The organism is Micromonospora sp. ALFpr18c (genome assembly GCF_008868155.1).
Classification (GTDB): Bacteria; Actinomycetota; Actinomycetes; order Mycobacteriales; family Micromonosporaceae; genus Micromonospora.
Genome location: NZ_WBKR01000207.1, coordinates 1 through 10985 on the forward strand (window position 1 = coordinate 1; position 10985 = coordinate 10985).

A 10985-nucleotide genomic window follows, 5' to 3' on the forward strand; every position below is an offset into this window, starting at 1 on the left:
GCATCCGCACGCCCCATGCCGCACGCCCCGCGCCGCGCCGGGCCGGGCCGGGCCGGGCCGGGCCGGGCCGCGCCGCGCCGCGCCGCGCCGCGCCGGGATGTCACCGCCGTCACGGACGTGGCCGCAACCCGCCCGTGCTGGCCATGACACTCCCGGCAGACCAGCGTGCCTCAAGCGCGCCGGTCGCGCCGATCTGCAGTTTCGATCGTCGACATGTGCGGTATGCCCCTTAAGCCGGGACAGAAAGTGCAAGATCGCGGAGCAGGCGGCGTCCAGCCCTGTCGATCATGGAGTTGTGGTGCCTGGTTTGGAGCCTTGTGAGTGTTTTGTTGCCCACCACAACTCCATGATCGGCGAGACGGTGCTATGACGAACAGCCCTGCATCCTGGGCGGTGCCCCCGCCTGTTCGACTGACTCCCCCGCCTCTACCGCCGCGAGATCCACTCAGTTTCAGGGAAACTGCTGCGCAGGCGCGCTTTGGGCAGCAGTTTCCCTGAAGTTGTGTGGATCTCGCGGCGGACGGGCCACGCGGAGCCCAGCCGCGCAGGCCACGCGGAGCCCAGCCCGGCGAGCAGACGCGGAGCCCAGCCGGCGAGCAGACGCGGAGCCCAGCCCGGCGAGCCGGCGCGGAGCCCAGCCCGGCGGGCAGGCGCGATCTTGACCAGGTGCCTGTGGGCATGGTCGGGTCTGGGGATGGGTGATCAGTGGCGGGTGCAGTTCGACGCGGAGGTGAGCTTCGCCAACGGTGGCGGGCTGCGCACCGAGGGGTTCCGGTTGGACATCCCGGGCCGGGAGATCACCGACCAGGATCTGGCCGCGCTCCTCGTACGGCACCTCGGGCTTCTGCTGGTCGCCGACGTCCGGATCAGCGCGAAGACGATCATCGAGGAGCCGCACAAGGGCGGCCGGGGTGTCGCCGCCGAGCCCCGCGCGGGCCGTCGGCTCGTCGAGCTGAGCCAGGTGATCAGCGACGGGATGACCACGCTGCCCGACTGGCCGGCCCCCCGGATCACCGACTGGCTGACCCGGGAGGCGTCCCGGGAGCGGTACGCCCCGGGCGTGGAGTTCCACGTGGCCCGGATCGACATGATCGCCAACACCGGTACGTATCTCGACGCGCCGGCACACCGCTGGGCGGACGGGCCCGATCTGACCGGTGTCCCGCTGGACCGCCTCGCCGACCTGCCCGGCGTGGTGGTCCGGGTGCCGGCCGGCGTACGGGCGGTGGATCGGCTGATGCTGGCCCCGTACGAGGTTGCGGGGCGTGCGGTGCTGCTGCACACCGGGTGGGATGCGCACTTCGGCACCGAGCGGTACGGCGCACCGGAAGCGCCGTACCTGACCGGGGACGCCGCTCAGGCACTGGCCGACGCGGGTGCCGCCCTGGTCGGGATCGACTCGATCAACATCGACGACATGAGCCCGGCCGCCGGTGGTGAGCGCCCCGCGCATAGCACGCTGCTCGCCGCCGGCATCCCGATCGTGGAGCACCTGACCGGCCTCGCCGCGTTACCTCCGGAGGGATTCCGGTTCACCGCGGCTCCACCCCGGATCGCCGGCATGGGCACCTTCCCGGTCCGCGCGTTCGCCACCCTCGACGCCTGAAGCCACAGCCGCGGCCACGGGCCGCCGCCACGACCACGGGCCGCCGACCACCGACCACCGGCCGGCCCGAGGCCCGAGGCCCGAGACCCGAAGCCCGAGACCCGAAGCCCGAGACCCGAAGCCCGAAGCCGAAGCCCGAGGCCAAGAGCACCCACAACGCCTCAGAACCCGAGCACACCGGGGCCGAGCAGGGTCAGGCCGGCGACCCCGGCCAGCCAGTCGGCACGGGTCACCTCGGACTCCCCGGGGCCGACGTGCACGAAGACGGTGTGCTCGTCGGCGGGCTCGGTGGCCCAGATGTCCGCGGCGTTGAGCACCACCTGAACGTACGCGTGCTTGAACTGTCCGGCCAGGTCCCGGCTGGGCACCGCCGGCCAGCCATGGTGCCACCACTCCAACCGCGCCGGGTCGGACCTGACGGTCTCCGCCAGTCGCCCCTCCAGCAGGCCGAGGCCGTGCACCATCACCTCGACGTCGACCAGCGGGTCGGCGGGGTCCTGCGGACCGGTCTCGCCCTCCGGGGCCTCATGCGCCCACATCCGATCCTGCCCGTCCGCACCCAGCCAGTGGCCGTACGCGTCGAGGTAGCGGGGCAGACCCGACTGCCGCCCGGTACGCGCACAGAGCTGCACCTCGGTGTCGCGCAGGTAGGCCACGCTCAGCAGGTGCCCGACGGCGTGCAGTGCGCGGTCGACGTCCGTCGTCCGCAGAATCGGGTACGCCCGCGAGTTGCTCATCAGTAGCGCACGGCGATGCGGCGCTCGACGGCGTCGACCAGGATCTCGCCGCCGTACGGGATGATCAGTTGCGGGTCGGTGTGGCCGAGGTCGACGTCGAACACGGTTACCGCGTCCGGGTTGTACGGGGCGAGCGCCCGGGTGATGGCCTCCCGCTGGGCCTCACCCCACGCCAGCCGTTCAGGTACGGACAGCGGCGTGGCGAAGTCCCACGCCTTGGGTCGGCCGACGACGACCGCGGGGAAGGCGGCGAGCAGTCCCCGCTCCCCCATGTTGCGGACGATCCGGAACACCTCCTTCGCGTCGGGCATCTCCTGCGAGGTCTCGAAGACCAGCACGGACCCGGTCAGCTCGTCGATACCCGGGACCCGGTCGGTGGCCATCAGCCAGTGCAGGATCTCCAGGCAGCCACCCCAGGTGCGCCCCCGCACCGTCCGCGCCGGCCCCTGCCAGCGCCATCCCTCGCCGGGCAGCATCTCCGGCTCGTACGCCAGCGCCTCCGGCTCGGTCCACGAGTTCGGCCGGTCACCCCACTCGGGCGCGGGTTTCAGGTCGTACCAGTCGGTGGTGAATAGCGCGGCGCGCAGCGAGTCGAACGTCAACGGGTGCGGCGCGCCGGGTCGGCCGAGGTGCACCAGCACGGATCCGCCGTGGTACGCCACGATTCCGAGCCGGTACAGGTGGTTGAGCACGTTGGTGTTGTCGGAGTAGCCGAAGTAGGGCTTCGGGTTGGCACGCAGCACGTCGTCGTCGAGGTGCGGGGTGACGGTGATCAGGTCGTCCCCGCCGACCGTGGCGAGCACGGCGGTGATGCTCGGGTCGGCGAAGGCGGCGGTGAGGTCGCGGGCCCGGTCGCGCGGGTCGGCCCCCATGACCCGGGTGGTCGGATACTCCACCGGCTCCAGGCCGAACTCCTCGCGCAGCCGGCGCAGCCCAAGGTCGTACACGTGGGGGAAGATCGCCGGCAGGCCGGCGGACGGTGAGACGACCGCGACCCGGTCTCCCGGTCGCGGTTTCGGGGGGTAACTCGGCGACACCATGATCAGACGCTAACCGTCCGGCCAAGCGGTTTCCGCCCTGCTAATCAGGAAACGGACCATAGGCTAACAACGTGGACAAAGCATCCCAGGGTAGGGCGCGCGACTGGGCGCCCCGCAGCATCGGGCTGCTCCTCGGCACCCTCGCGCTGGCCGCCGCGTTCATCGCGGCCTATGTCGGAGCACTGCACCAGCCCACACCCCGGGACCTGCCGGTCGGCGTCGCCCGCGGCGACCAACGCGCCGAGGCGACGCTCGCCGCCGTGCGCGGGCAGACCAACAAGATCAAAGCCATCGAGTACGACGATCAGGGCGCCGCCGAGCACGGGCTGCTCAGCCGCGCGGTGTACGCGGTGCTCAGCAGCCGGGACGACGGCCTGCTCCTCACCGTCGCCAGCGCGTCCGGCCCCTCCGCCACCAGCGCGATCCGGGAGGTGCTGGCCACCGCGGCGTCCCGGGGCGGCCCCGGACTGCAGGTCGTCGACGAGGTGCCGGTCCCCTCGACCGACCCGCGCGGGGTGGTGCCCTTCTACCTGAACGTCGGGTACGTGCTCGGCGGCTACCTCGCCTCGACCGTGCTCGGCATCTCCGCCGGCACCACGCCACGGACGGCACGGCGGGCCGGGCTGCGGATCGCCGCGCTCGCGGTCTACAGCGTGCTGCTCGGCGTCGCCGGCGCGCTCGTGGTCGGACCGGGCCTGGACATCTGGCACCACGACGTGCCGACCATCGCCGCCATCGGCGCGCTGGCCGTCTTCGCCGCCGCGATGTTCGCCAGCGCCATCCAGGGGTGGCTCGGCGTCGCCGGCACCGCGCTGGTCATCCTGCTCCTCGTGGTGCTCGGCAACCCGGGCTCCGGTGGCATCTACGCGCCGGAGTTCCTGCCCACGCCGCTGCGCGACATGCACCGGTGGAACATCCCCGGGCTCGCCAACGACCTGACCAAGGCCGCGGTGTACTTCGACTGGCGTTCGGCCGGCTGGCCGGCGCTGGCGCTCGCGCTCTGGGCGGTGCTCGGCGGGCTCGGGCTGCTCACCGCCAGCCTGGTCCGGGGTCGCCGGGCCGACGCCGCACGCCCCGGCCCGACCCCGGACGGTGGTTGAGATCACGTCGGAATCACCCCTCTTGGGGCAGGAGATCTCCCGGGGCCCCTGCTGCCATCCGGGTCCGCGCGGATACCATCCAGGGAGTCGGACAGCGCTGTCCTTCGTACCAACGTAAGGAGCGCATCGTGACCGACCAGCACGACCACGACGGCCCGGACGCCGCGCTGCGCGCCGACATCCGCAGGCTCGGCACCCTGCTCGGGCAGACCCTGGCCCGCCAGGAGGGCCGCCCGCTGCTCGACCTCGTCGAGGAGATCCGCGCCCAGGTCCGCACCGATCCCCCGGCGGCCGCCCAGCGGCTCGGCGGGCTCGACGTGACCACCGGCACCAAGCTCGCGCGGGCCTTCTCCACCTACTTCCACCTGGCCAACATCACCGAGCAGGTGCACCGCGCCCGGGATCTGCGCCGCCGCCGCGCGGTGCAGGGCGGCTGGCTGGACCAGGCGGCCAAGATGATCGCCGAGCGCGGGGTGCCGGCCGAGGAGATCGCCAACGCGGCCCGACGGCTGGCCGTCCGGCCGGTCTTCACCGCGCACCCCACCGAGGCGGCCCGCCGTTCGATCCTCTCCAAGCTGCGGGCCATCGCCGACGAGTTGGACACCGAGACCGCCAACGCGATCCTCTACGGCGCCAGCGACGAGGGCCCGGCCAACCGTCGGCTGGCCGAACTGCTCGACCTGATGTGGCAGACCGACGAACTGCGGCTGGACCGACCGGACCCGACCGACGAGGCCCGCAACGCCATCTACTACCTGCGCGACCTGTACGCCGAGGCCGCACCGCAGGTGCTCGACGACCTGGCCGACACGCTGCGCACGCTCGGCGTGGAGACCTCGCCGACGGCCCGTCCGCTGAGTTTCGGCACCTGGATCGGCGGCGACCGCGACGGCAACCCGTTCGTCACCCCGGCGGTCACCCGCGAGGTGCTGACCATCCAGCACGAGCACGGCATCGCGGCCACCGAGAAGGCGATGGACCACCTCATCAACGAGGTGTCCGTCTCCCGTCGGCTGCGCGGGGTGTCCCTCGACCTGTCCGCCAGCCTCGCCGCCGACCTCGACGCGCTGCCCGAGGTGGCGTCCCGGTTCCGCCGGGTCAACGCCGAGGAGCCGTACCGGCTCAAGGCGCGCTGCGTGAAGGCGAAGCTCGCCAACACCCGCCAGCGGCTGCGCCAGGGCACCGCGCACGTGCCCGGCCGGGACTACCGGGGGTCCGCCGAGCTGATCGCCGACCTGGACCTGCTGCGCGCCTCGCTGGCCCGCAACTCCGGGCAGCTCACCGCCGTCGGCCGGCTGGCCTCCACCATCCGTACGGTCTCCGCGTTCGGCCTGCACCTCGCCACGATGGACGTCCGGGAACACGCCGAGGCGCACCACGCGGTGCTCGCCCAGCTGTACGAGGCCGTCGGCGAGGTCTCCGACTACCCGGCGCTGACCCGGCTGGAACGCACCAAGCTGCTCGCCGACGAGCTGACCGGTCGCCGCCCCCTGTCCACCCTGGACACTCCGCTGACCGAGGCGACGCGCAAGACGTTCGACGTGTTCAGCACGATCCGTGAGGCACAGGACCGGTTCGGCGACGAGGTCGTCGAGTCGTACATCATCTCGATGACCCTGGGCGTGGACGACGTGCTGGCCGCCGTGGTGCTGGCCCGGGAGGCCGGCCTGGTGGACGTGCACAGCGGACGGGCCCGGGTGGGCTTCGTGCCGCTGCTGGAGACCCCGGCCGAGCTGAACGCCGGCGGTGAACTCCTCGACGAACTGCTGTCGCTGCCCGCGTACCGGGCGATCGTGGCGGCCCGCGGCGACGTGCAGGAGGTCATGCTCGGCTACTCGGACTCCAACAAGGAGGCCGGGATCACCACCAGCCAGTGGTCGATCCACCGGGCACAGCGCGCACTGCGGGACGTGGCCGCCCGGCACGGCGTGCGCCTGCGGCTGTTCCACGGCCGCGGCGGCACCGTGGGTCGCGGCGGCGGGCCGACGCACGAGGCGATCCTCGCCCAGCCGTACGGCACGCTCGACGGCGCGATCAAGGTGACCGAGCAGGGCGAGGTGATCTCCGACAAGTACACGCTGCCCTCGCTGGCCCGGGAAAATCTGGAACTCACCCTCGCCGCGGTGCTTCAGGCGACGCTGCTGCACACCGCACCCCGGCAGCCGGCCGAGATGCTGGAACGCTGGGACGCGACGATGGACGTGGTCTCCGAGTCGGCGTTCCGGTCGTACCGGTCGCTGGTCGAGGACCCGGACCTGCCGGCGTACTTCTGGGCGTCCACGCCCACCGAGCTGCTCGGCGCGCTGAACATCGGCTCCCGGCCGGCGAAGCGCCCGAACACCGGCGCGGGGCTGTCCGGCCTGCGGGCCATCCCGTGGGTGTTCGGCTGGACGCAGACCCGGCAGATCGTGCCCGGCTGGTTCGGTGTCGGCTCCGGGTTGGCCGCCGCCCGCGAGGCCGGGCTGGCCGACGTGCTCGCCGAGATGCACCGCAACTGGCACTTCTTCCGCACGTTCCTGTCGAACGTCGAGATGATGCTGACCAAGACCGACCTGAGCATCGCCCGCCGCTACGTCGAGACGCTGGTGCCGAAGAAGCTGCACCCGATCTTCGAGCAGATCGAGCGGGAGTACGAGCTGACCAAGCGGGAGGTGCTGGCGGTGACCGCCTCACCCGCCCTGCTGGAGAACTCGCCGGTGCTCCAGCGCACCCTGGCCGTCCGCGACACCTACCTGGAGCCGCTGCACCACCTTCAGGTGGCGCTGCTGCAGCAGTACCGGGACTCGGGTGCCGCCGGACGGGCGGTGGCCACCGCACCGGGTGGCCGTCGCGCGCCGAGCGACGGCACCGCCCTGGAGCGGGCGCTGCTCACCACGGTCAACGGCATCGCCGCCGGAATGCGCAACACCGGCTGATCAACAGGTACGAGAACGGGCCCCGGTCGCGGTGACCGGGGCCCGTTGTCGTAGGTCTGCGATCGACGGTCAGAAGTCGCCGCCGCCGAAATCCCCACCACCGAAGTCGCCGCCGCCGCCGAAGTCCCCACCGGCGTAGTCGCCGCCGCCGAAGTCCCCACCCTGGTCGCCGCCGCCGAAGTCGCCGCCCTGGTCGCCGACGTCGCCGCCCTGGTCACCGGCGTCGCCGCCCTGGTCACCGGCGTAGTCGGCGCCGTCACCGAAGCCCTCCTGGTAGCCCTCGTCGTAGCCGTACCCCGGGTCGGCGAAGGCCGGCGAGAACAGCGCGTCGGCGATCAACATGCCGCCGAGCACGCCCGCGCCGGCGCCCAACGCCGTCTTCCACCACGGCGTCGAGTACCAGCCGGCCGGCACCGGCCGACCCTGGTAACGCCCACCGGGGTAGTAGTAGGGCGTCTCCCGGCCCGGCAGGGGGCCGGCCCGGAAGGTCTGCCCCTGCACGTCGACCTCACGGTCCTTGGTGAGCTGCCCGACGCCCCGCGCGGCGGCCAGCGCCGGCACCTCGGGACCGGGGTCGATGCCCAGTGCGGTACGCGCCGCCCGGATGTACGCCAGACCCTCCAGCGCGGTTTCCCGAGCGAGCGCGTACTGGTGCGGCGTGGTCGCCTGCTCCAGCTGCGAGCCGGCCGCGTTGTACCGCTCGCCGGCGTCGGCCAGCGCCTGCCGGACCGCCGGCTCGTCGCCGTGCAGGTTGATCAACTGACCGCCGAGGCGCTCGTACCAGCGTTGCGCCTCCGCGCGGGCGTCCCCCAGCTCGGTGCGCCGACGGGCGGTGGCCTGAGCGCGGATGAGCGCCCCGGCACCCAGCGCGCCGACCAGCACGACCGCGAGGCACAGCACAAGTTCCATGGCAACGAACGTACCCCCGGGTGTCACGTCGTACCCGTCTGGCAAGCTCCGGTGATGGACGTCTCGACGCTGCTCCTGGTGATCGTGTGCCTCGGCGTCGGTGGGGCGCTGGGTTGGCTCGCGGCCCGGTCCCGTTCGGCGGCCGACATCGCCCGTCTCGACGCGACCCTGGCCGCGACCCGGGACGGCGAGGGGCGGCTGGAGCAGTCCATGCGGGCGTTGAGCTACGAGGCGACCGCCCAGTCCCAGGAGGCGGTGGCCCGCGCGGTCGCGCCGCTGCACGACACCCTGCGCCGCTACGAGCAGCGGGTGGCCGAGCTGGAGCACGACCGGGTCGACGCGTACGCCGAGCTGCGCGAGCAGGTGCGTTCGATGAGCGCGGTCTCGGGTGAGCTGCGCACCGAGACCAAGCAGTTGGTGGCGGCGCTGCGCGCACCACAGGTGCGGGGCCGGTGGGGCGAGCACCAGCTGCGCCGGATCGTCGAGGCGGCCGGCATGCTGGAGCACTGCGACTTCTCCGAGCAGGTGACCGCCGCCACCGATCAGCAGGTCGTCCGTCCGGATCTGGTGGTCCGGCTGCACGGCGGTCGGTCGGTGGTGGTGGACGCCAAGGCGCCGTTCGACGCGTACCTCACCGCGATGGAGGCTCGCGACGAGCGCGGCCGGGACACCCATCTCGACGCGCACGCCCGACACCTGCGCGGGCACGTCGACGCCCTGGCCGCCAAGTCGTACTGGTCGGCGTTCGACAACTCACCGGAGTTCGTGGTGCTGTTCGTCCCCGCCGACCCGTTCCTCGACGTCGCCCTGCAGCGTGATCCGTCGCTGCTGGAGCACGCCTTCAGCCGCAACGTGGTGCTGGCCACACCGGCCACCCTGGTCGCCCTGCTGCGGACGGTGGCCTACTCCTGGCGGCAGGAGGCGCTGGCCCGCAACGCGCTCGCCGTGCACACCCTCGCCCGCGAGTTGTACGGGCGGCTGTCCACGCTCGGCGACCACGTGGGCAAGCTCGGGTCGTCGCTGGCCGGGGCGGTGACCGCGTACAACCGGGCGGTCGGTTCGCTGGAGGCCCGGGTGCTGGTCAGCGCCCGCAAGCTCGCCGAGTTGGGCGTCTCGGACGATGAGTTGGCCACGCCGGCGCAGGTCGAGTTGACGCCGCGGCAGCCGCAGGCACCCGAGTTGGTCGACCCGGCCGACGACGGGGTGTCGGCACCGACCCATCCCTGAGATCAGGACGGTCGGGCCGTCTCCACCTGGAACGGGGTGCCCTGCTGGCAGGTGGTCATCAGCCCCGGCTCGGCCCGACCGGTTACGGTGACCTCCGCGCCGGCGCGCAGCACGTCCCGTGGACCACCCAGCAGCAGGTAGCCGTCGAGCAGCAGACAGTTCGGCTCGACTCCGGCGGTGACCGTGCCGGAGATCGAGGTGGCGGCGCCGGCCGACGGTGAGCTGGACCCGGCGGGCGGCGTCGAGGGCGGGACGGTCGGATCGGCGCTGGGCTGGCTGGGCACCGGCGACGTTCCGCTCGGGTCGGGGGTGGCGGGGCCACCCGTGTCGCCACAGGCGCTCAGCGCCAGGCACAGCACCAGGGCGGGTACGGCGAGCCGAAGGGTCCTCATACCCGGATCCGACGTACCGCGCCGCCGGGCCGTTCCCGACGACACTCAGCCACGCGCCGCGGCGGCGGCCTTCATGTCCCGCTTGAGTTCCTGCGGCAGGGAGAAGGTGAGCCGCTCGTTGGCGGTGGTGATCTCCTCGACGTCACCGAAGCCCCGCGCGGCGAGGTGGGCCAGCACCTCCTGGACCAGGCCCTCGGGGACGCTCGCGCCGGAGGTCAGGCCGACCGTGGTGGCCCCCTCCAGCCAGGCGTCGTCGATCTCGTGGGCGAAGTCGATCAGGTGACCGGCGCGGGCGCCGGCGTCCAGGGCGACCTCGACCAGGCGGACCGAGTTGGAGGAGTTCGTCGAGCCGACGACGAGCACCACGTCGCAGTCGGCGGCGATCTCCTTGACCACGTGCTGACGGTTGGAGGTGGCGTAGCAGATGTCGTCGCTGGGTGGGGACTGTAGCAGCGGCAGCCGCTGCTTGAGCCGGGCCACCGTCTCCAGCGTCTCGTCCACGGACAGGGTGGTCTGGGAGAGCCAGACGACCTTCTCCGGGTCGCGTACGGTGATCGTGTCAGCGCCGTCCGGGCCGTCCACCAGCTGGATGTGCGCGGGGGCCTCACCGGCGGTGCCGATGACCTCCTCGTGCCCCTCGTGGCCGATCAGCAGGATGTCGTAGTCCTCGGCGGCGAACCGCTTGGCCTCCTGGTGCACCTTCGTGACCAGGGGGCAGGTCGCGTCGATGGCCTTGAGCGAGCGCGCCTTCGCCTGCTCGTAGACCTCCGGTGCCACGCCGTGCGCGGAGAAGATGACGGTGGCGCCCTCCGGCACCTCTTCGTTCTCCTCCACGAAGATCGCGCCCTGGGCCTCCAGGGTCTGCACGACGTGCTTGTTGTGCACGATCTGCTTGCGGACGTAGATCGGGGCGCCGTAAAGCTTCAGCGCCTCCTCGACGGTCTGCACCGCGCGGTCGACACCCGCGCAGTAGCCGCGAGGCTTGGCCAGGAGCACGCGCTTGCCAGTCCGGAGATCAGTCACCCGCCCATCGTACGTGCCAGCGCTCCCGCCGCCACC

Annotated in this window: 9 protein-coding genes; 4 read left to right on the forward strand and 5 right to left on the reverse strand. The window is 72.4% G+C overall.

Annotated elements, in window-relative coordinates:
• Positions 1 to 694: 694 nt before the first annotated feature.
• Positions 695 to 1606, forward strand: coding sequence for a cyclase family protein (locus tag F8271_RS26485; RefSeq protein ID WP_151492559.1), 912 nt, complete (start codon positions 695 to 697; stop codon positions 1604 to 1606).
• A gap of 161 nt (positions 1607 to 1767) precedes the next feature.
• On the opposite strand, the gene F8271_RS26490 is transcribed toward F8271_RS26485, so the two are convergent.
• The gene (locus tag F8271_RS26490) at positions 1768 to 2343 is read right to left on the reverse strand and encodes a hypothetical protein (protein ID WP_151492560.1); all 576 of its coding nucleotides are present in this window, start codon (positions 2341 to 2343) and stop codon (positions 1768 to 1770) included.
• Positions 2343 to 3383: a S66 peptidase family protein gene (locus tag F8271_RS26495; protein ID WP_151492561.1), complete on the reverse strand. Its 1041-nt coding sequence runs from the start codon at positions 3381 to 3383 to the stop codon at positions 2343 to 2345. Before F8271_RS26495 ends, F8271_RS26490 begins: the two co-directional genes overlap by 1 nt.
• A gap of 71 nt (positions 3384 to 3454) precedes the next feature.
• On the opposite strand from F8271_RS26495, the gene F8271_RS26500 reads away from it, so the two are divergent.
• Positions 3455 to 4483: a hypothetical protein gene (locus tag F8271_RS26500; RefSeq protein WP_151492563.1), complete on the forward strand. Its 1029-nt coding sequence runs from the start codon at positions 3455 to 3457 to the stop codon at positions 4481 to 4483.
• 128 nt (positions 4484 to 4611) lie between these two features.
• Positions 4612 to 7398 carry a phosphoenolpyruvate carboxylase gene (gene ppc, locus F8271_RS26505; protein WP_151492564.1) on the forward strand — a complete coding sequence of 929 codons (2787 nt, stop codon included), beginning with the start codon at positions 4612 to 4614 and terminating at the stop codon, positions 7396 to 7398.
• Between the two features lie 69 nt (positions 7399 to 7467).
• Here ppc and F8271_RS26510 read toward each other — a convergent pair whose 3' ends face one another.
• Complete coding sequence (locus F8271_RS26510; protein ID WP_151492566.1) at positions 7468 to 8307, reverse strand: hypothetical protein; 840 nt, start codon at positions 8305 to 8307, stop codon at positions 7468 to 7470.
• Between the two features lie 54 nt (positions 8308 to 8361).
• Here F8271_RS26510 and F8271_RS26515 point away from each other — a divergent pair, with 54 nt between their 5' ends.
• A complete protein-coding gene (locus tag F8271_RS26515) occupies positions 8362 to 9534 on the forward strand; it encodes a DNA recombination protein RmuC (RefSeq protein WP_151492567.1) in 1173 nt (390 codons plus the stop codon).
• A gap of 2 nt (positions 9535 to 9536) precedes the next feature.
• Here F8271_RS26515 and F8271_RS26520 read toward each other — a convergent pair whose 3' ends face one another.
• Both F8271_RS26520 and F8271_RS26525 read right to left on the reverse strand, forming a co-directional pair.
• Positions 9537 to 9926: a hypothetical protein gene (locus F8271_RS26520; protein ID WP_151492569.1), complete on the reverse strand. Its 390-nt coding sequence runs from the start codon at positions 9924 to 9926 to the stop codon at positions 9537 to 9539.
• A gap of 45 nt (positions 9927 to 9971) precedes the next feature.
• Positions 9972 to 10949 (reverse strand): 4-hydroxy-3-methylbut-2-enyl diphosphate reductase, encoded by a 978-nt coding sequence (locus tag F8271_RS26525; protein WP_151492571.1) that lies wholly within the window; start codon positions 10947 to 10949, stop codon positions 9972 to 9974.
• Positions 10950 to 10985 lie beyond the last annotated feature (36 nt).

Bases quoted from the DNA above. Each gene is read 5' to 3' on its own strand.
- F8271_RS26485 (WP_151492559.1), top strand. From the start codon at position 695: ATGGGTGATCAGTGGCGGGTGCAGTTCGACGCGGAGGTGAGCTTCGCC.
- F8271_RS26490 (WP_151492560.1), bottom strand. From the start codon at position 2,343: ATGAGCAACTCGCGGGCGTACCCGATTCTGCGGACGACGGACGTCGAC.
- F8271_RS26495 (WP_151492561.1), bottom strand. From the start codon at position 3,383: ATGGTGTCGCCGAGTTACCCCCCGAAACCGCGACCGGGAGACCGGGTC.
- F8271_RS26510 (WP_151492566.1), bottom strand. From the start codon at position 8,307: ATGGAACTTGTGCTGTGCCTCGCGGTCGTGCTGGTCGGCGCGCTGGGT.
- F8271_RS26515 (WP_151492567.1), top strand. From the start codon at position 8,362: ATGGACGTCTCGACGCTGCTCCTGGTGATCGTGTGCCTCGGCGTCGGT.
- F8271_RS26520 (WP_151492569.1), bottom strand. From the start codon at position 9,926: ATGAGGACCCTTCGGCTCGCCGTACCCGCCCTGGTGCTGTGCCTGGCG.